A 21,439-nucleotide genomic window follows, 5' to 3' on the forward strand; every position below is an offset into this window, starting at 1 on the left:
CGGATCTCCAACCAGGTGAAGGCGGCGAGCGACATCGTCGGCAAGATCGCCCATTCGGCCTCCGAACAGGACACCACGCTGCGCTCGATCTCGTCGTCGCTGAACCAGCTCGACGCGGCGACCCAGCACAATGCGGCGATGGCGGAAGAAACGACCGCCTCGGCCGAGGCGCTTGCCGCCGATACCGACGAACTCTTGAACCTGATCAGCAGCTTCCGCATCAACGCCAACCAGGACACCGGCTACAATGCCGGCGCCGGCAGCCTCAACCGCGTCGCACAGAAGATGCGCCGCGCCAGCTGACGCCAATCCCAGACGTGGGCCCATACAGGGGACGGAGGAACCGCCGGGTCGAAGGATCCGGCGGTTTTTTGTTTGGGGGGTTAAGATCAGGCGGCGGCCACTGCCAGGTGGATGCCCGAGCTTTCCTGCAATTGCCGTATGACATTGAACAGATTATCGGCGCGCGGATTGCCTTTTGGCCCGAACATTCGCATCAGGCTCTTGGCTGGTATATCGACCTTTTCGGCCAATGTCTCGAAACCGATCGTGGCGTTGATGAAATCGCGCAGCACGCTCTTACCGGTTTCGAGATCGCCTTCCAGAAGAAATTCGACCGCATCCGAAAGCAACGCGGCGCGAAACGCCGGATCCTGATCCAGCCGGGCCATCACCGTTTCCTTGAATTCGCGTGTCAGGGCCATCTCAGCTTCCCTTCCTGGATTATTGGATGATGGTAACATATGCGTCACCACCATCCAATAGCGCCAGGACGTTCAGCCGCTGATCTTGGAAAAGTCCGCGACGGTCGCGGTCGCTTCGCGGATGGCCTTCAGGAGGGCCAGGCGGTTGGCGCGGATGGCGGCGTCCTCGTCGTTGACGAGCACGTCCTCGAAGAATTTGTCGACGGGGGCGCGGAGTTTCGACAGGGCTTCCATGGCCGAGCGGAAGTCTTCCTTGGCGACGGCCTCGGCCGCTTCCTTCGAGGCGACGACGATCGCCGCCCAGAGCGCCTTTTCGGCATCGAGCCTCAGCAGTTCTTCCGAAACGCCATCGGCGACGACGGTGCCCTTCTTCTCTTCCGCGGCGAGCAGCTGCACGGCGCGTTTGGTGCCGGCGAGCAGGTTCTTGCCGTCTTCCGAAGTGATGAACGCCGTCAGCGCCTCGACGCGGCGGGCCACCATCAGGAGGTCGTCGGCTCCAAACGTCAGCACGGCATCGATAATGTCGTGTCGCGCGCCCATATCGCGCAGGTAGACCTTCAGGCGGTCATGGAAGAAGGACAGGAGATCCGTGACGCAGACATCCTTTGACACGTCAGTAACAAATGGCTTGATGTCTTCGACTGGCAGCATTGCTACGCGCAAGACCGAATTCAGCGGGAGCCTCACCTTCCGCTCCAGCAGGATACGCACAACGCCAAGCGCGGCGCGGCGGAGCGCAAACGGGTCCTTAGAGCCGGTTGGCTTTTCGTCGATCGCCCAGAAGCCGACCAGAGTGTCGAGTTTATCGGCAAGGGCGACCGTTAGGCCGACCTTGTCTTCCGGAAGACGATCAGACGGGCCATTCGGCTTCCAGTGATCCTCGATGGCGGCAGCAACCGAGGCGTCCTCACCCTGAAGCATCGCGTATTTGCGGCCCATCAGGCCCTGCAGTTCGGGAAATTCGCCAACGGCTTCGGTGCGAAGATCGGCCTTCGCCAGCACGGCGGCGCGATCCACGAGGGCTGGATCGGCATCGGTGACTTTTGCCAGCTCCTGAGCCAAAGCGCGGATGCGGGTGACGCGTTCGCCCTGCGTGCCGAGCTTGGCGTGGAAGGTCACGTTCAGCGCGTCGAGCTTTGCCATCCGCTGGTCGAGCGGCTTCCTGAGGTCGAGGTCGAACTTCGCCGCAGATTCTTCCAGCGTGCCGAGATCGGGCATGTCGCCCTGGTCGCGGGTCCAGAAATGCTTGGCGTCGGAGAGACGGGCACGCACGACCTTGCCGTTGCCGTGCATGATTTCCTTGCCGCCGTCCTTCGCCTCGATGTTGGAGATCAGGATGAAGCGGTTGGAGAGCCCCTCTCCGCCGGCCTGCGGGCGAGTGACGAAGCACTTCTGGTTGGTCTTGATGGTCAGGCGGATGATTTCGGCCGGGATTTCGAGATAGTCCTCTTCGAACTCGCCCATCAGCACATGCGGCCATTCGACGAGGCCGGAGACTTCTTCCAGCAGGCCTTCGTCCTCGACCAGTTCGAGGCCGTTGGCGAAGGCGAGGTCGCGGGCATCGTGCAGGATGACGTCCTTGCGGCGGTCCGCATCGAGCATGACCTTCGCCTTTTCGAGGCTCGTCACGTAGTCGTCGAAACGCCGCACGGTGATGGCGTCAGGCGCGTGGAAACGATGGCCGTAGGTAATGTTGCTGGCCGTCAGGCCGTCGATCTCGAAGGGGATGACCTGGGTTTCTTCATGTTCCGGGCCGAAGACGCAGACGATCGACTGCAGCGGGCGCACCCAGCGCAGGCTTTCCGGACCCTTGCCGTCGATGCCGGCGAAACGGGCGCCCTTCGGCATGGAGGCGGCACCCCAGCGCATCGATTTCGGCCAGGGGAAATTGCGGATGATGCCGGGCATCACCTCGGCGATGATGTCTTCCGCCGGGCGGCCGGGCTTGGAGATGACCGCGACGTAGAAATCGCCCTTCTTGGGATCGTTGACGACCTGCGCCTCTGAGACCGACGACAGGCCTGCGCCGCGCAAAAAGCCGGCGATGGCGCCTTCCGGCGCGTCGGTGCGCGGCCCCTTGCGCTCCTCGCGCTGATCTGCCGAGCGCGCCGTCAAGCCGCGGATATCCAGCGTCAGGCGGCGCGGCGTCCAGTATTCGCGCGCGCCCTCATAGGTCAGGCCCGCTTCCACCAGCGCGTCGGTGACGAGCTTTTTCAGGTCTCCCGCCGCCTTGCGCTGCATGCGGGCGGGAATTTCCTCCGAGCGGAGTTCGAGAAGCAGATCGGGCATCGATAATCAACTTTTTGATGATTGTTCAACAGGGCGTGGCCTTAGCAAGCCCGTCGCCAAAAGTCATCAGCGGATTGGGGAAAGTCGGGCAATCAGGCGGCGTGGATGACCGGGATCGCGGCGATTTCTTCGCGCTTTGCGGCACTTTCGACCTTCAGGTCGTAACTCGTCTGGAGATTCATCCAGAATTCCGGCGTGGTGTCGAAAAACCGGCCGAGGCGGAGAGCGGTATCGGTGGTGACCGACGTCTGCTCTGCAACCAGCCGCTCGATGCGCGTGCGCGGGACATTCAGCTTCTTCGCCAGCGCGCCGGCGCTGAGATGGAGCGGGCCCAGGTATTCTTCACGAAGGATTTCACCGGGATGAACGGGAGGAAGAAGGCTCGCCATGCTCGTCTCTTTCAATGATAATCGACAATTTCAACCTGTTCGGCACCGGCCGTCGTCCAGACGAAGCAGATGCGCCACTGATCATTGATGCGGATGGAGTGCTGCCCTGCGCGGTCGCCATGCCTCGCTCCTATGTATCACGAGACGATACATCTTTCAATCTCACCAGCCGCCTCCGCCGCCACCGCCTCCGCCGCCGCCGGACGAACCGCTGGAAAAGCCGGAGGAGGACGAGGAGGATTTTGGCGCTGGGATGGTCGAGGCGATGGTGGAGGCCATCGAGGAGGAGAAGCTGCCGATGCGGTCGCCGAAATTGGAGCCGTAATTGCCGCTATACCAGCCTGGCGCATAGGCGCCGACGGCAGCGCCCGCGGCGGCGCTCGCAAGCCAGACCTCGAAGGTGCTGCTCCAGGGCTTTTCGACGCCGAGGGCCACCGCATAGGGCAGCAGCTTTTCGAAATGCTGCGGCGACATGGTGGGTGCGCCGGCGGTGTTCATGCGGTCCTTTTCGGCGAGCGTCAGGTAGATGCGCAGGCCCTCGATACCGTCCATCAGCTTGCGGCCGAGCGGCGTCGGGGCGCCCATCAGGAAGAAGAAGATGACGTTGGCGAGCACGATGCCGCCGACCGAGACCATGATCGGCCAGTGCTCGTCGCCGGTCATTTCCGACATGATCCCCACCAGGACCGCCGAGCCGATCGACAGGGCCACCAAGCCGATAAAACCGAGGATGACGACCGAGACGATTTTCGAAATCAGCGACGAACCGCGGCGCAGGCCCTTGCCGAAGGCGGCTGCAAGCACTCCGAAGACCACGGCAAAAAAAGCCGGGATGATCAGCGTCGCGATCATATCCGGTTCGAGATTGCCGAAAACGATCAGAGAGACGATGGAAAGCACGCTCAGCACGACGCCGCCGATCACATAACCCTTGTTGCCGTTGTAATACCTGCCACGGTGTTCCTTTTCGATTGCCTGGCGGAAGCTTGCGCCGATCGACTGGACGGAGGTGCCGTGCGCCTCGTCGATGATCAGTTCCTGCCCCTTGGCGTCGATGGAGCCGAGGATGGAGGCCTGGCCGATCGGCACGTCCCTCGGCGCGGCCTTGCCGGTGCGCCGGATGACGATCTTTTCCGCGAGATCCTCCAGCGTCACGTAACCCTTGACCGCAAGATCAAGCGCGCTTGCGGCAAACGCCGTCCAGCCGCCGCCGGAAAAGCCCTTGTTGTCGATATAGTTGACGAGGGCCGGCGACAGTCCATCAGGTGCATCCCAGCGGGGCACCACGACGCCTCGATCCGGATCGCGGCCGACGCGGACCCAGAAAAGCGCATAATACCCGATGACAAGGACGAGGCCGACGATCGAGATGATCGTCCCGATATTGTCGCGCCACCACCATTCGCTTTGCTGATCCCTGGACGGAGGGGCTACAACCCCCTTGGGAAAGCTCGCGACGATCGTCAGGCCCTCCTGCGCGCCGAGCGGCCTCGTGGTCGAGAACACCGCCTGATTGCCATTCGCCTGCATGCGGGCATTGCGAGCGGTGGAGCCGAGCGGGCCGGTATAGGCGGCGGTCTGGGTGATCCGCGTGGCGGCCGGCAGAGTCACCCGCGCCGAGGCCTGGGCGATGCGGAATTCCCAGCCATTGCCGGTGGCGTTCCAGTAAAGTTCGTCGTGATCGTCGAAATAACGGATCTGCCGGTCGGTCTTGTAGGTGAAGACGAAAGTGTGCTCGCCATCGCGGAGGAACACGTCCTTGTCGCCGGAATAGATGCGGATGCCGCCGGTAACACTTTCCGTATGGAAGGGTTCGGCCTGACCGTCGCGGATGACGGAAACGACCTCGAAGCCGACCCGCACGGTGCGGCCGTTGGCGTCCGTCATGGTTAGCGGGAAGTCGCGAAACAGACCGCGCTTGATCCTGTCGCCTTCGGAATTGGCGATGATGGTTTCGGTCACCGTCAGGTCGCCATTGTCGGCGACCTGGATGTCGGAATGATAGGAGCGGATATATTCTTCCGCCGCGGCGGGCAGCGCCGCCGACAGCGAGAAAAGCAGAGCCAGGCAAAAGCCGGAGAACCACCGCATCACGACATTCCTCCTCTTCGGCGGGTTTTCCGCTTAAACTATGTCCGTATATTCGACGCCGAGCGAGGCCAGCACGTCCCAATAGCTGGGGAAGGTCTTGGCGACGCAATCGGGATCGAGAATGGTGACGCCGCCGATCATCAGCCCGGCCAGCGCAAAGCTCATGGCGATGCGGTGGTCGGCAAAGGTATTGATCTCGGCCGGCAGGGTCTGGCCGGCAAGCAACGGGTCGGAGGCGACGATCAGGTCGTCGCCCTCTTCCGTCGCAAGGCCTTCACGAATGGCGTTGAGGCCGAGCGAGAGCGCCCTCACCCGGTCGCATTCCTTGACGCGCAGGTTGGCGATGCCGGTGAAACGCACCGGCGTTTCGTTGAAGGCGGCGAGCACCGCGAGCGTCGGCACCGCATCCTGCATCTGCGAACCGTCGATTTCGGCCGGCAGGTGCGGGAACTGCGCGATCACCTCATAGGCCTTGGCATCCGGTTGGGTAAAGGCGGTGGCCGCCACGCCGAGATCGATGGCACCGCCGGTCAAGACTTCCGCAGCCCAGAGATAGGTGGCGGCCGACGCGTCCGGTTCGATGACGAAATCCGCCGCCCGATATCCGGTCGGCTCGACCTTCCAGGTCGCCGCATCGATCTGATCGACCTTGGCGCCGAAGGCCTGCATGGCGGCGAGCGTCAGGTCCACATAGCCCCTTGCACCGATTTCCGCGCCGGCCAGTGCAACCGTCAATGGGGCGTTGGCGCCCTGGCTGACAAGCGGCCCCGCCATCAGCAGCGCCGAGACGTATTGGCTGGAGAGACCGGCGTCGATCTCGACGCGGCCGGAGGCGAAATGACCGTTGCCGCGCACCGTCACCGGCGGGCAGCCGGTCGGCGCCTCGGCATCGATGCCGAGCGACTTCAGGGCGGCGACCAGCGGGCCGATCGGCCGCTTGCGCATGTGTTCGTCGCCATCAACGACGACGGTGCCATCGACCGAAGCGACGGCTGCGGTCAGGAAACGGGTCGCGGTGCCGGCATTGCCGAGGAACAGCGGGGCGGACGGCGGCAGGAGCTTGCCACTGCCCGTCACAACGAAGGTGGTCTCGTCCGGTTCATCGACCGAAACACCCATGGCCCGCAAAGCGTCGGCCATGTAGCGCGTATCGTCGCTTCGCAGCGCGCCGGTCAACCGGCTGGTGCCGCTGGCAAGGCCCGCCAGAAGCAGCGCGCGGTTGGTGATCGACTTGGAACCCGGCGGCATGGCACGCCCGGAAAGCGGCTTGCCCGGCGGCAGGATGGTGAGTTTGGCTCTACCCATGATATTCGTCTCTTAACGCCAATGGAATGCCGCAACGAGCGGCCGACCGCGCTCTTAAACCGTTGCGGCACGAAGGTCCAATGACGGATTTCAGAACTTGACGGTCGGGACCGCCCGGTCGGCCGCGTTCTCGATCTCGAAATATTCGCGCTTCGAGAAACCGAACTGGCCGGCGACCAGGTTGTTGGGGAAGCTCTCGACCTTGACGTTCAGGTCGCGGGCAGCGCCATTGTAATACCGCCGCGACATCTGGATCTCGCTCTCGATGGTTTCGAGCGAGGCCTGCAACTCGGAGAAGTTCTGGTTTGCCTTCAGGTCCGGATAGGCTTCGGCAAGCGCGATGATCTTGCCAAGTGCCTGGCCGAGCAGGCCTTCCGCCTGGGCGCGGCCGGCGACATCGCCTGCCGGCACCGCCTGCGCCTGGTTGCGCAGCTTGAYGACTTCCTCGAACGTACCCTTTTCGTGGGCCGCGTATCCTTTGACCGTCTCTATCAGGTTCGGGATCAGGTCGGCGCGGCGCTTCAACTGAACGTCGATACCGGACCACGCCTCCTCCGCCATCTGGCGGGCTTTGACGAGGCCGTTGTAGATCATAACAACGTAGAGTGCGACGAGAACAATTATGCCGATCAAAATGTACATCTGAGTCTCCCGACTTGGCCTTGCGATGGGACAGTAGAGGCGTGGTATAAAAAAGTGGTTGAAGTCATCGATTATTTTTCGCGGTCAATTTTTTGACTTACCGCAAAGTTCCGATCGCCCGGATGCCCTAGATTCTCTTACAGAAAACGGGCGATTCCAAAGATTCGGCCCTACCTCAAAACAATCTGGATGGAATTGCCATGGCGTGCCTAGCGCGAACCGCCAATGTGCTGGCGTTTGCCGTGCTGTTTTTTCAGTACGGGGTCATGATGAAGCCCCCGGCCCCGGCCGGCACACGCCGGTTTCTGCAGATCTATGCGGGGCAGCTTCCGACCGGCGCCTACCCGACGATCAAACCCGTCTGGCAGCTGGGCACGCAATGGGCGGGAACCGTTTGAACGGTTCGCCACACGCGACCAGGTCCGAACTCAGGCAGCCTTGCCGAAATTCACACCACCGGCATCGGTCATCAGGAAGGCCTCGCCGCAGGCCTTTGCGAGCGTGCGCACCCGCAGGATATAGCTCTGGCGTTCGGTGACCGAGATCACCCCGCGGGCATCGAGCAGGTTGAAGACGTGGGACGCCTTGATGCACTGGTCATAGGCGGGGAAGACGCATTTGTGCAGCATCTGGTTGGCGTTCGCCCCCGGAGCGCCAGCCGCGAGCAGCGCCTGACATTCCTTCTCGGCGTCGATGAAATGCCGGTGCAGCATTGCGGTATCGGCGAATTCGAAATTATGGCGGGAATATTCCTGCTCGGCCTGCAGAAAGACATCGCCATAGGAGATCTTTTCCTCGCCCTCGCGGCCGTTGAAATTGAGCTCGTAGATGCTGTCGACGCCCTGCAGATAGGTGGCGAGGCGTTCGAGGCCATAGGTCAATTCGCCGGCAACCGGCGCGCATTCGATGCCGCAGACCTGCTGGAAGTACGTGAACTGCGAGACTTCCATGCCGTCGCACCAGCATTCCCAGCCGAGGCCCCAGGCGCCGAGGGTCGGGCTTTCCCAGTCGTCCTCGACGAAACGCACATCGTGCAGCAGCGGATCAAGGCCGATTGCCGCAAGCGAACCGAGATAGAGTTCCTGCAGGTTCGGCGGGTTCGGCTTCAGGATGACCTGGAACTGGTAATAATGCTGAAGCCGGTTGGGGTTCTCGCCATAACGGCCGTCGGACGGACGACGCGACGGCTGCACATAGGCGGCCTTCCAAGGCTTCGGTCCGAGCGCACGCAGCGTCGTGGCCGGATGGAAGGTACCGGCACCGACTTCCATATCGTAGGGCTGCAGGATCGCGCAGCCCTTGTCCGCCCAGTAATTCTGGAGCGCGAGGATCAGCCCCTGAAAGGAGCGGGTCGGAGACATGTGGTCGGGCAGCTCGGTCATGGCCATATCTGTGTCGGTTCGAGGATGCGGACGAGTGCCACGCATCAGGGGCGCGGGTCAAGGATTTATGCGTTTGGGGCGGTTGCGGGGTCTGCCGAAACGGCACGATCCATGTTAAGGTCCGCCCGTTCTTCCGGAGAAAGACCATGAACGTCAAGAACAGCTTCACCTTGTCCGAGCGCTCCCTGCGGCTTGCTGAAAAGCTCGTTGAGGACGGCCAGTTCCCTTCGGTCGAAAAAGTGCTGGAAGCCGGCATCGACAGCTTGCTGCGGGACGAGGAAAGTTCCGCCCATGACGACCCATTGATCGGCATGAAGGACGAAATCCGCCGCCGCGCAGAGCTGCCGCGAGATCAGTGGATATCCATGGACAAGGACAATATGTTCGATCGCGTCCGCGCACGGCTTGACGAAAAGTACAAGGCTAAGTGATGTCGATCTACCGGCTGGAATACCACTCCGCGGCCGTACAAGACCTCATCGATATTCATAGTTTCATCGAAGAATATGCCGGGCGCATCACCGCGGACCGCAAGCTGGCGGAAATCGAAACGGCGACCTACCGGCTGGCCGATTTACCCAAAATGGGCTCGATTCGAGATGACTTGTTGCTAGGATTACGGGCAATTCCTGCGGCGGAAAAGGCTGTCATATGCGTCACCATCGATGACGAGACTCGAACGGTCTTCATCCTCTGTGTGAGTTACGCAGGGTCCGACTGGATTTCACGGGTGAGGGAACGGCTTTAATCGTTGTTCGGATCACGGCTGTTGGCTTCCTCGCGATCGAATTTCCAGCCGTCCGGAAGCTTCCACTTGAAAGCACGAATCTTTTCCAGTGCCACGCGTCTTTTGTCGGCATCAGTCTCTGCCACGGCAGACTTCTTCTCCTCGGGCATGAGGCCTATTCCTCATCCCGCTTCACCCTATACTCTCCCGTCGCCGGGTCTCTTTCCAGGGTGCCGATCGCGCCGGTCTGGCGTTCCTTTTCTTCGCGGCGGGTGCGCGATGACAGTTTTTCGGCGTCCTTGATGAACTTCTTGTAGAGCATCCAGCCGCCGCCGATGACGATGATCAGAAATAAAAGCTGCGCCATTTCCCCTCTCGCGCTATCCTGACGACCTCAAAGGCCGTAGCGGCTCCACATTGCCTTTTCTTCCAGGCTCGCCGCAAGTCCCGTGACTGCGCCCGCGGCGATTTCTCCGGCCTTACCCTCCCCGAAAACGACGCCGGGCACGCGTCGGCCGAACAGGGTGCGGGCGCTGCCGATCAGTTCCAGCCTGGTATCTTTGCCGTAACGGCGCTTGAGGACTTCGCGCATGTCGCCGAGGCTGTCGATCAGGCCGAGCTCGAGGCCACGCAACCCGCTCCAGAACAGGCCGGAAAAAATCGTCGCATCGTCCGCCAGCCGCTCTCCACGGCGCATCTTGACCATCTCGATGAAGACCTTGTGGATTTCGAGCTGCAGCGCCTTCAGGTATTCGATGTCGCCTTCCTTTTCCGGCTGGAAGGGATCGAGGATCACCTTGTTCTCGCCGGCGGTATAGACGCGGCGCTCGATGCCGATCTTGCGCAGCAGTTCCGGAAAGCCGAACCCGCCGGAAACGACACCGATCGAGCCGACGATGGAGGTCGGATCGGCAAAGATCTCGTCGCCAGCAAGCGCGATCATATAGCCGCCCGAGGCCGCGACATCCTCGACGAAGACCAGCACCTTCTTGTCTTTCTCTTCCGCCAGCGAACGGATGCGCTGGAAGATCAGACGTGACTGGACGGGTGAGCCGCCCGGCGAATTGATCGAGATCGCGACGACCGGGGCATCCTTCTTGGCGAAAGCCTTGTCGAGCATCGGCGCCACGCCGGCCAGGTTGAGGCTCTGCTTGAACTGGCCGCCGCCGGCCATGATCGCTCCGTGAAGCCGGACGACGGGAATCGTCAGCCCCTTCTTACGGAACCGTTTCGGCATCAACCTCTTCAAAAACCCGGCCATTTCTTTTCCTTCTGTCGCGTTCGGCTCTGCCAGAGCATGTATGTGACGGAATTTCAAACACAATGGCTGCGCCCCCGAAAGCAGGATTTTGATTTTCTAGTTGCGAATGACTTGCATTATCATTCCAATAAGGCATTATCTCCCCCACGAACGGAGATAGGGTGAAGATGGACGTCTTAAGTTCAAAGCAGGACAGCGGCTGGCGGAACAAACGGGGGGAAGCATCGCTTTCCGACGTCTATCGAAGCGTCAACATCTCGCGCTCCGGATCTCGGTGGCGACGGATGGCTGCCTTCGCCGGCCCGGGTTACCTGGTTGCAGTCGGCTACATGGACCCCGGCAACTGGGCGACCTCGCTCGCCGGCGGTTCGAAATTCGGTTATGCGCTGCTGGCGGTCGCGCTACTATCCAACGTGATGGCGATCGTGCTGCAGTCGCTCTGTGCCCGTCTTGCCATCGCTTCGGGCCGAGATCTGGCGCAAGCCTGCCGCGACGCGTTTCCGAAATGGATTTCCATTCCGCTCTGGGCGCTTGCCGAAATCGCCATCATCGCCACCGACATCGCCGAGGTGATCGGCACTGCGATCGGCCTCAACCTGATCTTCGGCATCCCGCTCGAGCTCGGCGTACTCATTACGGCGCTCGACGTCTTCATCATCCTTTACCTGCAGAAGATGGGTTTCCGCTGGGTCGAGGCCTTCATCATCACCCTGCTCGGCGTCATCGCCGTGTGCTTCGCGATCCAGATCTTCCTTGCCGATCCGCAATGGGGCGGTGTCATCCGCGGCTTCTTCCCGACGACCGAGATCGTCACCAATCCGGAAATGCTCTATCTGGCACTCGGCATTCTCGGCGCGACCGTCATGCCGCATAACCTCTACCTGCATTCCGGCATCGTGCAGACCCGCAACTATGGCCACACCCTGCCTGAAAAGAAGGAAGCGCTGACCTTTGCGACGATCGACTCCACCGTCGCACTCTGCTTCGCCCTCTTGATCAATGCCTCGATCCTGATCCTCGCGGCAGCCGCCTTCAACAGCACTGGCCGGACGGAGGTAGCCGAGCTCGGCGAAGCCCATTCGCTGCTGGCTCCGCTGCTCGGCCTTGCCATCGCGCCGACGCTATTTGGTATCGCTCTGCTCTGCTGCGGCCTGAATTCGACGGTGACGGCGACGCTTGCCGGTCAGATCGTCATGGAAGGCTTCCTCAAGATGAAGCTGCAGCCATGGATCCGCCGGCTGATCACGCGGGGGATAGCCATCATCCCGGCCGCGTTCGTGACCATCTGGTATGGCGATGCGGGCACGGCCGAGCTGCTGATCCTGACCCAGGTCGTGCTCAGCCTGCAGCTTTCCTTCGCTGTCTTCCCGCTCGTCATGTTCACCGCCAGCAAGGCCAAGATGGGCGAACTCGTGGCGCCGATCTGGCTCTCCGGCCTTGCCTGGCTGATCGCCGTCGTGATCGCCGGCCTCAACGTCAAGCTGCTCGTGGATTTCGTTTCGGGCTGAGGCGGGCATAGGCGGCCCGGCCATTGTTCAGGTCGTCCACGAACGGTGAGAAGGCATGGCCGTCCGCGCCATGCACGAAAAGCGGCGCCCGGAATGTCAGCCGGGCGCGCGATCCCTTGACGGCGGTGACGAGGATGCGCGTGGCGCTTTCGTCGGGCCGGGGATGAAGGGCGGTGATTTCCAGCCCGCCGAAACGCCTGCCGCAGGCCGCGATGATCTCGGCGATCGATTGCGGCCGGGCGATCAGCGACAACTGCCCGCCAGGCTTCATGATCGCGCCGGCTGTGCGGATCCAGGCTTCGAACAGGTCTTCGGTCATCGCATGCGCCTCGGCCTTCAGGGCATCGGGCGTCTTGCGGTCGCTGGCGTCGTTGAAGGGCGGGTTCATGATGACGTGGTCGTGGATCTCGTCCACGAGGCCGGCGGCAAGACGGGGTTTGCCGGTGAGCGTCACGTCCGCCTCCAGGACCTCGACGCGATCGGCAAGGAAGGCATTCTCCGGAAGCTCCAGGGTCTTGCGAGCGTAATCGGCCATCAGCGGCGATTTCTCGATCAGCAGAACATTTGCCCGTTCCAGCCGCGAGGCGACCGCAAGGCCCGCAGCGCCGGCGCCGGAGCCGAGATCGGCAACATTAACCGGCTTGTCGGCGGCGACCAGCGAGGCAAGCAGCATCGCATCGACGCCGGACCGATGCCCGCCCCCCTTCGGCTGCATGACGTGGAAACGGCCGCGATGGAAGGCGTCGATGGTATGGGTTGGAGTGGTCATCCTTCGCGACACCATTGAGCGCTGGTAGTCGGTAGCCCCCCTCTGCCCTGCCGGGCATCTCCCCCACAGGTGGGGAGATCACAAGCGGCGTGATCATCGCCCTTCCAAATACGGCGTGCCGGAAGAGAGGCCAGATAAAAATGCGCGAGAAGATACGCCGCACGTTGGTGCGCAGAATGAGACGTCAAATTTGAAGCGGCGAGCGTGCGCCCAGCCGATCTCCCCCCTTGAGGGGGAGATGCCCGGCAGGGCAGAGGGGGGCGATCCGCGAGAACGCTCAATGCTAAAGCTCCGGAAAAACTGAAGACCGAGGATTCACAAGCATCAAGGCCGCAGCTCCGCTTCCAGCCCCGCATCCTTCAATATCCGCCGCGCTTCGTCGGCCCGTTCGCTATCCACCATCAGCCGGCGTGCCAAAAGCCCGAGCGAGCCTTCGAGCACACTCATCGACTGGTCGGCGACCATGAAATGGATGCCCGCATCCTTCATCAGACTCTGGGCCAGCGACAGGATCACGATGTCGTTGGTGCGGATGATCTCCAGCATGGCTTGTTTGTTACCCCATTATATCCGGCGGGATGCGATTTGCGCTTGCCGCACTATCAGCCTCTTTCTATTGTCGTTTGAAAGATTTCGATAGGGAGGCCTGACATTGGGCGTCGTCATACCGCTTGAAGAAGGCAAAAACAAACTGGCATCCGTCAAACCGCTGGTGGATCTGACCAAGGCGGACATGGATCGGGTCAATCATTTGATCCTGTCCAAGGCCGGCTCCGACGTGCAGATGATCCCGGAAGTCGCCAATCACCTGATCTCGTCGGGCGGCAAGCGGCTGCGGCCGATGCTGACGCTCGCCTCTGCGGCGCTGTTCGGCTACCAGGGTGAAGGCCATGTGAAGCTCGCGACCAGCGTCGAGTTCATGCACACCGCAACGCTGCTCCACGACGACGTGGTGGACGAAAGCGATCTGCGCCGCGGGCGCTCGACCGCCCGGATGATCTGGGGCAACCAGGCCAGCGTTCTGGTCGGAGACTTCCTGCTCGGCCAGGCGTTCCGGATGATGGTGGATGTCGGCTCGCTCGAAGCGCTCGACGTACTGTCTGCCGCAGCCTCTGTGATCGCCGAGGGCGAAGTGCTGCAGCTTTCCGTCGCCAAGAACATGGAAACGACCGAGGACGATTATCTTTCGGTCATCCGCGCCAAGACGGCGGCCCTGTTTGCCGCCGCCGCCGAAGTCGGGCCGATCATCGCCAATGCCGACAAGGCCGGCCGTGGCGCGCTGAAATCCTACGGCATGAACCTCGGCCTTGCCTTCCAGCTCGTCGACGACGCGCTGGATTACGGCGGCAAGGCGGCCGATCTCGGCAAGAATGTCGGCGACGACTTTCGCGAGGGCAAGATCACGCTGCCCGTCATCCTCTCCTATCGCCGCGGCACCGAGGCCGAGCGCGCCTTCTGGCGCCAGGCGATCGAGAAGGGCGAAAGCAGCGATGAAAACCTCGAAAAGGCGCTCGGATTGATCAACAAATACGGTGCCCTGAACGACACGATTGGCCGCGCCCTGCATTACGGCACGATCGCCCGCGATGCGCTGGCGCCGCTTCCCGCCTCGCCGCTCAAGGCCGCTCTTCTCGAAGTCATCGACTTCTCGATCCAGCGTGTCAACTGACATACGGCGTCCGTTGACGAAGGTGTGACCGGCGCTGCGCCTATGCGGCGCTGGGGATTTCCTTGCGGACCTGCTTCAAAAAAGCCATTCTATCGTGAATCAATAGGGCGGAATTGGCGGCGGTATCTCACCGAATCGCCATGCTCTTACGAAAGGCATCTTTATGCGGCGGAAATCCAGCCTTCTTCTGCTCTCCAGCGCGGCGCTCGCAACCGTCCTCATGTTCGGAACGGTGGCCAATGCGGCGACGGCGGAAGCGAAGCCAGCGGTGAAAGACACGGTGACGTTCGGTCCCGGCAACGTGAAGACGTTTTCCGGCGCCTTTCTGGCGGCCCGCACCGCCGACGTCGACCACGACTACGACACCGCGATCGCGCTTTACCGCAAGGCGCTGGCTTTCGATCCCGCCAACCTGGAAATCCGCGAGAGGCTGATGATCTCGCTGCTGCTCAACGGCGATTTCGACCAGGGTCTCGCCGAGGCCAATGCGCTGAAGGATGACAACGCCGTCGAGCGGATCACCAAGATCGTCCGCGGGCTCGATGCCTTGCGCGACAAGAAGTTCGACACCGCCAAGAAAGTGCTTGCCTATGAGGGGCCGAACGATCTCGACCGGCTGACCCACCAACTCCTTTCCGCCTGGGCGGATGTCGGCGCCGGCAAGGGCAAGCAGGCGATGGCCAGCATCAACAACCTCAAGGGACCGCCCTGGTACAAGGTATTCACCGACTACCATCTCGGCGCCATGGCGCTGGTGACCGGGGATATCGGCACCGCACGGCAGCATCTCAACACCGCCGTCACCAACAAGGAAGCCGTCGCCACCGCGCCGGACACGTTTATGCGCGCCGTCATGGCGCTTGCGCGTCTTGAAGCGGCTGCCGGCAACAAGCAGAAGGCGCTCGATGCGATCTCCGTCGGTGACGGCATGGTCTCCAATTATGCGCCGCTGAAGGCGCTGCGCCAGAGCATCGAAAAGGGCGAGAAGCCCCAGCAGCAGGTGAGCAATGCCGCCGAAGGTGCAGCCGGCGTACTGTTTTCGATCGGCGGCGCGCTGAACCGCCAGGGCGCCGAAGACATGGTCTCGCTCTACCTGCAGATCTCCCACGCGCTCGACGCCAAGAGCGCCGACACGCTGATCCTGCTCGGTGGCATCGCCGAGAAGCTCAAGCAGCCCGATCGCGCCATCAAATTCTATGCGAGCGTTCCGGCCGATTCGCCGATGCGCCGCATTTCCGAACTGCAGCTCGGCGTGACGCTTTCCGACACCGGCAAGGTGAATGAGGCCAAGCAGCACCTGAAATCGCTGATCGAATCCGATCCGTCGGACATCCGCAGCTATATCGCCTATGGCAGCGTGCTTTCCGACGCCAAGGACTACAAGACCATGGCCGAGACCTACGACAAGGCGGCCGAGGTCATCGGGCCGGTGCCGAAGCCGGGCGACTGGACCATCTTCTTCCAGCGCGGCATCGCCTACGAGCGGCTGAAAAACTGGGAGAAGGCCGAGCCGAGCTTCCGTAAGGCGCTCGAGCTCAACCCTGAACAGCCGCAGGTGCTCAACTATCTCGGATATTCGCTGGTCGACATGAACAAGAACCTCGACGAGGGTCTCGGCATGATCAAGCGGGCCGTCGATGCGCGACCGGATGACGGCTACATCGTCGATTCGCTCGGCTGGGCCTATTTCCGCATGGGCAAGTTCGACGATGCCGTGACCGAGCTCGAACGTGCCGTGCAGCTGCGCGCCGGCGATTCGACGATCAACGATCATCTGGGCGATTCCTACTGGCGTGTCGGGCGCAAGCTCGAAGCCGTCTATCAGTGGAATCGGGCGCTGATCTCGGAAGGCGAGGACATCAACCGCGAGCAGATCAAGGAGAAGATCGAGAAGGGCCTGCCCCCGCTCGATCCGAACGCGACGACTGCCGACCGCAGTCCGTCCGAACCCGTAGCGCCCGCTCCGCCGGCGCCGGCCAATCCTGACAAGAAATCCTGACGCCCATGTTTCTGGGCAATTTGTCATCCGACAGCCGGTTCGCCGACGAGGCGAACCTTTTCGAACTCGCGCCCGCCAAGATCAATCTTGCCCTGCACGTGACCGGCCAGCGGGCCGACGGTTATCACCTGCTCGAAAGTATCGTGACCTTTGCCGACACGGGGGATCGGCTCAGCTTCAGCGATGCTGACGCAGACGGTCTTTCCTTTTCCGGCCGGTTCGCTTCGCTGCTGCCGACATCCGTCGAGGGCAAGCATGGCAATCTCGTGCTGAAAGCCCGCGATCTCTTGCGCAAGGCGCTGCAGAATAAAGGCGTTTCGGCGCCGCCGGTTGCCATTCATCTTGAAAAGAACCTGCCGGTTGCAGCCGGCATCGGTGGCGGTTCGGCGGATGCGGCGGCAACGCTGCGCGGCCTGATGCGCTTCTGGAACGCCCGGCTGCCGGCGGAGGAACTGGCAGTGCTTGGTCTTTCGCTCGGCGCCGACGTGCCGATGTGCCTGAAGGGCGAACCGCTGATGGCCAGGGGGATCGGCGAAGAGCTGACTGCCCTTCCCGACATGCCCTCGTTGTCGCTGGTGCTCGGCAATCCGCTGGTCGGGGTCTCGACGCCGGGTATCTTCCGTCGCCTGACCCAGAAGGACAATTCGCCGATCGGCGCGCTCGACGGCGACTGGATCAGCTTTCTGAAGATGCTGCGCAACGACCTTGAGCCGCCGGCGCGCTCGCTGGTGCGCGAAATCGACCAGATTTCCAGCCTGATCGGCGCGGAAGGCACGATGCTGACGCGGATGTCCGGTTCGGGCGCCACCTGTTTCGGGATATTTCCTTCCTTCGAAGCGGCGGAAAAGGCGATGGAGAACCTTAACGGCCAGAAGCCGGAATGGTATTTTCAGGCGGTGAGAACCGTTGGCCAAAGCCCTGAGAAAACCCCATGAACCGGATCGACGACACCCGTTCCTTCATCCCCGTCGGCATCGCCGTGCTGACCGTCTCCGACACGCGCACGGCGGCCGACGACAAGTCCGGCGACACGCTGGTAGCGCGGATTACGGAAGCCGGCCATGAACTGAAGGCGCGCGCGATCGTGCCTGACGACAAGGACCGGATTGCCGGCCAGGTGCGGGAATGGACGCTCGATCCGGATATCGACGTGGTGATTACCACGGGCGGCACGGGCTTTACCGGCCGGGACGTGACGCCGGAGGCGCTGGAGCCGCTGTTCGAAAAGCGCATGGACGGCTTTTCTGAAGTGTTCCACCGGATTTCCTACGACAAGATCGGCACGTCGACGATCCAGTCGCGGGCGACCGGCGGGGTCGCGAACGCCACCTTCATCTTCGTGCTGCCGGGTTCGCCCGGCGCCTGCAAGGACGCCTGGGACGGCATTCTGAAGGCGCAGCTCGACTACCGCCACATGCCCTGCAATTTTATCGAGATCATGCCGCGGCTCGACGAGCACCTGAAGCGCGGCGGCAAATAGGCGCTACCTGACCGCAGCCGCCACCCAGGCCGGGATCATCTCGCTCGAAAGCTTCGACACCTTCTGGCCGCGCGCCAGCGTTTCCAGGTCCATTCCCGATTTTGCCAGCGCGATCGCCTGCCGCTTCGGCAGCAGCATGCCGTAGTCCAGCGGCGGTACGGCACGACCGATGCGTTTGAAGAACGGCCGCCGGTAATTGCGGGCCGGCGCGAAGCGGGCCGGCTGCTTGTTGAGCGCGATATATTCCATCACCTCATCGATCCAGCCGCCCTGCGGCCGGGAGCCGGGCTCGACCAGCAACAACCATTCTCCCCGGGCGCCGCGCAAAATATCCTTGATATCCCAATGGCCATAAAAACGGCAGCCGGCCGCATCGGCGACGCGGGAGGAACCATCCCGCGAACCGTGATCGAGCACCACGACATCGCTCACAAGCCCCTCTACCGCAGCGGGAACGAGCACCGAGAGCGTCTGCGCCAGCTCGGATTCCTGATCGCGGCATTCCATGATGACAGTCAGCATTCCTGACATGTAACGCATCGCAACACGGAACGCCAGAAACGCGGGCCGCGAATTTTGTTCTTGCAATGTTCTCATTTCAGCGCTAGGAATTTAATCATCAGGAACGGGGATTTCCCCTTCAGGAGCTAACCCATGAACGAGCTGCATCAATTGCGGCAGGACGCTTTCGCGCCTGCCCATACGGCCGATATTGCCGATGCGTTGGTCAAATCCTCCGGTCTTCGGGTGGAGATCGACCGGCGTCGCGGACGCGGCGCGGGGCTCAATCCGAGCGGCCGTTTCGAGGAAGAGCGCCGCGAGGCCTTCGACGACGGCTGGCAGACGCTGGAGGAGCTCGAACCGTTCAGGACCGAGGTGCAGGTGGAAAAGCCGCGCACCGCGATCACCCGCAACGAATCGCCGGACCTTTCGTTCGACCGCTCGATCAATCCCTATCGCGGCTGCGAGCATGGCTGCATCTACTGCTTTGCCCGGCCGACGCACAGTTTCATGGGGCTTTCCCCGGGCCTTGATTTCGAATCGAAGCTGTTCGCCAAGCCTGACGTGCCAAAACTGCTCGAACGGGAGCTGAGCCGCCCGGACTACAAGGTGCGGGCAATCGCGATCGGCACCAATACCGATCCCTATCAGCCGATCGAGCGGGAATGGCGGATCATGCGGCAGATTCTCGAAGTGCTGCAGAAGGCCAATCATCCCGTCGCGATCGTCACCAAGTCGGCGCTGATCACCCGCGACATCGACATTCTTGCCGACATGGCATCCAAGGGGCTCGCGAAGGTCGGGATTTCGGTGACCACACTCGACCGCAAGCTTGCCCGCACCATGGAGCCGCGCGCCTCGACCCCTCCCAAGCGCCTCACTGCCATCAAGGCGTTGACCGATGCCGGCATTCCGACTGCGGTCATGGTGGCACCCGTCATTCCGGCACTCAACGATCACGAGATCGAGCGTATCCTGGAGGCCGGCCATGCGGCCGGGGCGACGGAAGCAAGCTATGTGCTACTGCGGCTGCCGCTGGAAGTGAGCCCCCTCTTCCGCGACTGGCTGCTGCAGAACTACCCGGACCGCTACCGGCATGTGATGTCTCTCGTCCGCTCGATGCGCGGCGGTAAGGATTACGACGCCGAATGGGGCAAGCGGATGAAGGGCGCCGGTCCCTATGCCTGGCAGATCGGCCGCCGTTTCGAAATGGCGACCAAACGGCTCGGCATGGTCCGGCGCGGCCTGCCGCTGCGCGACGACATCTTCCTGCGCCCCGATGGCGGCGGCATCCAGCTCTCGCTGCTCTGACCGGACCTTATTCAGGTTCGATTTCAAATTCCCATTTCCGACGCGACCCGCCCTGTCCCCGCGTCGGAAAAATACCCCGGGTTCCACCGCCGCCCCTCGGTGGATAGCGACGCCGCAATCGCTTGGCCGGGGGTTGCAGGAGGTCGGGACGACGTGCGAGGTTGCCGCCATGTTACCTCGCACGTCGCCCGATTCTCCGATGCTTTTCGAAGACATTCCGCTGGTTCCGGATTTCAGTCTGGAACTCGTAGCACGCCAGGCCGGCCACTGGCCGGTCGCTGGCACCGACGAGGCGGGACGCGGGCCGCTGGCAGGCCCGGTCGTTGCCGCGGCAGTCATCCTCGACCCCGACAATATCCCGAACGGCCTCAACGATTCCAAGCAGCTCACCGCAGCCCAGCGGGAAGTGCTGTTCGAGGCGATCATGGCGACCGCCGAAGTTTCGATCGCCGCCTCCAGCCCACGCCATATCGACGAACGCAACATCCTGCGCGCCAGCCTCGATGCCATGCGCCGCGCCGTGGCGGGGCTTGCCGTCACCCCGGCCTATGTGCTCGCCGACGGCCGCGATGTGCCGCAGGGCCTCTGCTGCCCCGGCAAGGCGGTCATCAAGGGCGATGCCCGCTCCGTGTCGATTGCCGCGGCCTCGATCATCGCAAAGGTCACCCGCGACCGGATGATGACCCGCGCCCACCTGGTTTTCCCGGCTTACGGGTTTGCCAATCACGTCGGTTACGGGACGGCGCAGCACCGCGCCGGCATAGAGGCGCACGGCCCCTGCTCGCTGCACCGGATGAGCTTTCGGCCGCTGAAGAAGGATGAGCTGCCGGAGACTTGATGCGCGGCAGGCCCTTCGTTCATTCTCCAAAAACAAAAAAAGGCCGGGTTTTTCGCCCGGCCTTTTGGAAGTCTTATGTGACTGAAATCAGTTCAATCGCGACTGCACCTTGCCAACGGCGTCCTTGAAGAGCGTGTCCTGGGTGGAGGCGTCGGCCTTGCGGGCGATAACGCTCTGGGCAGCGGCGATGGCGAGGTCGACTGCGGCAGCGCGTACGGCGCCGATCGCTTCGGCTTCCGCCTGCTTGATCTTCTGTTCGGAAAGCGCGTTGCGGCGAGTGACGAATTCGTCGGTCTTCTGGCGAGCTTCCTCGGTCAGGGCCGCCGCTTCGCGCTCGGCGACAGCCACGATCTGTGCGGCTTCCGCTTCGGCTTCCTTGCGCTTGCGCTGGTATTCGGCGAGCAGGGTTTGCGCTTCCTCGCGCAGACGCTTGGCTTCGTCGAGTTCCTTGCTGATGTTGGCGGCGCGCTCGTCGAGCGACTTCGCCATCATGCCCGGCACTTTCAGGTAAACGACCAGGGCCAGGAAGAGAACGAGGCCGACGAATGCGAAAAATGTTGCATCGAATGCCATA

24 protein-coding genes and 2 pseudogenes are annotated in these 21,439 nt (G+C 62.4%); 11 read left to right on the forward strand and 15 right to left on the reverse strand.

Features of this window, described 5'->3' with window-relative positions:
- A pseudogene (locus AC1DLT_RS04245) lies at positions 1–303 on the forward strand (methyl-accepting chemotaxis protein); the annotation flags it as partial.
- An 86-nt stretch (positions 304–389) separates the two neighbouring features.
- Here the strand turns inward: AC1DLT_RS04245 and AC1DLT_RS04250 are convergent.
- From AC1DLT_RS04250 to AC1DLT_RS04280, 7 genes and pseudogenes are all read right to left on the reverse strand, one after another.
- On the reverse strand, positions 390–704 hold the full coding sequence (locus AC1DLT_RS04250; protein ID WP_477486002.1) for a helix-turn-helix domain-containing transcriptional regulator: 315 nt from the start codon (positions 702–704) through the stop codon (positions 390–392).
- Positions 705–776: 72 nt separating this feature from the next.
- Positions 777–2,993, reverse strand: coding sequence for a glycine--tRNA ligase subunit beta (glyS, locus tag AC1DLT_RS04255; RefSeq protein WP_477486003.1), 2,217 nt, complete (start codon positions 2,991–2,993; stop codon positions 777–779).
- 92 nt (positions 2,994–3,085) lie between these two features.
- Positions 3,086–3,382: a HigA family addiction module antitoxin gene (locus AC1DLT_RS04260; RefSeq protein WP_477486004.1), complete on the reverse strand. Its 297-nt coding sequence runs from the start codon at positions 3,380–3,382 to the stop codon at positions 3,086–3,088.
- Positions 3,383–3,393: 11 nt separating this feature from the next.
- A pseudogene (locus AC1DLT_RS04265) lies at positions 3,394–3,510 on the reverse strand (type II toxin-antitoxin system RelE/ParE family toxin); the annotation flags it as partial.
- A 34-nt stretch (positions 3,511–3,544) separates the two neighbouring features.
- A complete protein-coding gene (locus AC1DLT_RS04270) occupies positions 3,545–5,473 on the reverse strand; it encodes a DUF2207 domain-containing protein (protein ID WP_477486005.1) in 1,929 nt (642 codons plus the stop codon).
- 33 nt (positions 5,474–5,506) lie between these two features.
- A complete protein-coding gene (aroA, locus tag AC1DLT_RS04275) occupies positions 5,507–6,781 on the reverse strand; it encodes a 3-phosphoshikimate 1-carboxyvinyltransferase (RefSeq protein ID WP_477486482.1) in 1,275 nt (424 codons plus the stop codon).
- Positions 6,782–6,868: 87 nt separating this feature from the next.
- Positions 6,869–7,420: a LemA family protein gene (locus AC1DLT_RS04280; RefSeq protein WP_477486006.1), complete on the reverse strand. Its 552-nt coding sequence runs from the start codon at positions 7,418–7,420 to the stop codon at positions 6,869–6,871.
- Positions 7,421–7,620: 200 nt separating this feature from the next.
- On the opposite strand from AC1DLT_RS04280, the gene AC1DLT_RS04285 reads away from it, so the two are divergent.
- The gene (locus tag AC1DLT_RS04285) at positions 7,621–7,818 is read left to right on the forward strand and encodes a hypothetical protein (RefSeq protein ID WP_038584162.1); all 198 of its coding nucleotides are present in this window, start codon (positions 7,621–7,623) and stop codon (positions 7,816–7,818) included.
- 30 nt (positions 7,819–7,848) lie between these two features.
- Here AC1DLT_RS04285 and AC1DLT_RS04290 read toward each other — a convergent pair whose 3' ends face one another.
- Positions 7,849–8,802, reverse strand: coding sequence for a glycine--tRNA ligase subunit alpha (locus AC1DLT_RS04290; RefSeq protein ID WP_037084957.1), 954 nt, complete (start codon positions 8,800–8,802; stop codon positions 7,849–7,851).
- A gap of 146 nt (positions 8,803–8,948) precedes the next feature.
- On the opposite strand from AC1DLT_RS04290, the gene AC1DLT_RS04295 reads away from it, so the two are divergent.
- Complete coding sequence (locus AC1DLT_RS04295; RefSeq protein WP_247034481.1) at positions 8,949–9,233, forward strand: hypothetical protein; 285 nt, start codon at positions 8,949–8,951, stop codon at positions 9,231–9,233.
- The gene (locus tag AC1DLT_RS04300; protein WP_477486007.1) at positions 9,233–9,550 is read left to right on the forward strand and encodes a type II toxin-antitoxin system RelE/ParE family toxin; all 318 of its coding nucleotides are present in this window, start codon (positions 9,233–9,235) and stop codon (positions 9,548–9,550) included. Before AC1DLT_RS04295 ends, AC1DLT_RS04300 begins: the two co-directional genes overlap by 1 nt.
- Here AC1DLT_RS04300 and AC1DLT_RS04305 read toward each other — a convergent pair.
- The 3 genes from AC1DLT_RS04305 to AC1DLT_RS04315 are packed head-to-tail and all read right to left on the reverse strand — an operon-like array spanning position 9,547 to position 10,790.
- Complete coding sequence (locus AC1DLT_RS04305) at positions 9,547–9,699, reverse strand: hypothetical protein (RefSeq protein ID WP_247034483.1); 153 nt, start codon at positions 9,697–9,699, stop codon at positions 9,547–9,549. The two genes, AC1DLT_RS04300 and AC1DLT_RS04305, sit on opposite strands and share 4 nt — an antisense overlap.
- 5 nt (positions 9,700–9,704) lie before the next feature.
- Positions 9,705–9,896, reverse strand: coding sequence for a hypothetical protein (locus AC1DLT_RS04310; RefSeq protein ID WP_247138128.1), 192 nt, complete (start codon positions 9,894–9,896; stop codon positions 9,705–9,707).
- Positions 9,897–9,923: 27 nt separating this feature from the next.
- Positions 9,924–10,790: a S49 family peptidase gene (locus AC1DLT_RS04315; protein ID WP_038540399.1), complete on the reverse strand. Its 867-nt coding sequence runs from the start codon at positions 10,788–10,790 to the stop codon at positions 9,924–9,926.
- 167 nt (positions 10,791–10,957) lie between these two features.
- Here AC1DLT_RS04315 and AC1DLT_RS04320 point away from each other — a divergent pair, with 167 nt between their 5' ends.
- On the forward strand, positions 10,958–12,298 hold the full coding sequence (locus AC1DLT_RS04320) for an Nramp family divalent metal transporter (protein WP_477486008.1): 1,341 nt from the start codon (positions 10,958–10,960) through the stop codon (positions 12,296–12,298).
- Here AC1DLT_RS04320 and AC1DLT_RS04325 read toward each other — a convergent pair.
- Both AC1DLT_RS04325 and AC1DLT_RS04330 read right to left on the reverse strand, forming a co-directional pair.
- Complete coding sequence (locus tag AC1DLT_RS04325) at positions 12,267–13,067, reverse strand: tRNA1(Val) (adenine(37)-N6)-methyltransferase (RefSeq protein WP_477486009.1); 801 nt, start codon at positions 13,065–13,067, stop codon at positions 12,267–12,269. The genes AC1DLT_RS04320 and AC1DLT_RS04325 overlap by 32 nt on opposite strands.
- A 324-nt stretch (positions 13,068–13,391) precedes the next feature.
- A complete protein-coding gene (locus tag AC1DLT_RS04330; RefSeq protein WP_038584150.1) occupies positions 13,392–13,613 on the reverse strand; it encodes a putative signal transducing protein in 222 nt (73 codons plus the stop codon).
- Positions 13,614–13,719: 106 nt separating this feature from the next.
- On the opposite strand from AC1DLT_RS04330, the gene AC1DLT_RS04335 reads away from it, so the two are divergent.
- The 4 genes from AC1DLT_RS04335 (at position 13,720) to moaB (ending at position 18,215) form a co-directional block, all read left to right on the forward strand.
- Positions 13,720–14,736 carry a polyprenyl synthetase family protein gene (locus tag AC1DLT_RS04335; RefSeq protein WP_247138132.1) on the forward strand — a complete coding sequence of 339 codons (1,017 nt, stop codon included), beginning with the start codon at positions 13,720–13,722 and terminating at the stop codon, positions 14,734–14,736.
- Between the two features lie 163 nt (positions 14,737–14,899).
- Positions 14,900–16,735 (forward strand): tetratricopeptide repeat protein, encoded by a 1,836-nt coding sequence (locus AC1DLT_RS04340; protein WP_477486010.1) that lies wholly within the window; start codon positions 14,900–14,902, stop codon positions 16,733–16,735.
- A 5-nt stretch (positions 16,736–16,740) separates the two neighbouring features.
- Positions 16,741–17,670, forward strand: coding sequence for a 4-(cytidine 5'-diphospho)-2-C-methyl-D-erythritol kinase (locus AC1DLT_RS04345; RefSeq protein ID WP_477483861.1), 930 nt, complete (start codon positions 16,741–16,743; stop codon positions 17,668–17,670).
- Complete coding sequence (moaB, locus tag AC1DLT_RS04350; protein ID WP_477486011.1) at positions 17,667–18,215, forward strand: molybdenum cofactor biosynthesis protein B; 549 nt, start codon at positions 17,667–17,669, stop codon at positions 18,213–18,215. The genes AC1DLT_RS04345 and moaB overlap by 4 nt, the downstream gene beginning before the upstream one ends.
- Positions 18,216–18,218: 3 nt before the next feature.
- On the opposite strand, the gene AC1DLT_RS04355 is transcribed toward moaB, so the two are convergent.
- Entirely contained in the window at positions 18,219–18,737 is a 519-nt protein-coding gene (locus AC1DLT_RS04355; RefSeq protein ID WP_477486483.1) for a glycosyl transferase, read from the reverse strand.
- A gap of 132 nt (positions 18,738–18,869) precedes the next feature.
- Between AC1DLT_RS04355 and AC1DLT_RS04360 the strand changes: the two genes are divergently transcribed.
- Both AC1DLT_RS04360 and AC1DLT_RS04365 read left to right on the forward strand, forming a co-directional pair.
- The gene (locus AC1DLT_RS04360; protein WP_477486012.1) at positions 18,870–20,027 is read left to right on the forward strand and encodes a PA0069 family radical SAM protein; all 1,158 of its coding nucleotides are present in this window, start codon (positions 18,870–18,872) and stop codon (positions 20,025–20,027) included.
- Between the two features lie 169 nt (positions 20,028–20,196).
- Positions 20,197–20,865, forward strand: a complete 669-nt coding sequence (locus AC1DLT_RS04365) for a ribonuclease HII (protein WP_477486013.1) — start codon at positions 20,197–20,199, stop codon at positions 20,863–20,865.
- An 87-nt stretch (positions 20,866–20,952) separates the two neighbouring features.
- On the opposite strand, the gene AC1DLT_RS04370 is transcribed toward AC1DLT_RS04365, so the two are convergent.
- A complete protein-coding gene (locus AC1DLT_RS04370) occupies positions 20,953–21,438 on the reverse strand; it encodes a F0F1 ATP synthase subunit B (protein WP_038584139.1) in 486 nt (161 codons plus the stop codon).
- Between the last annotated feature and the right edge of the window lies 1 nt (position 21,439).

The sequence above is a fragment of the Neorhizobium sp. 05N33 genome, from assembly GCF_056397445.1.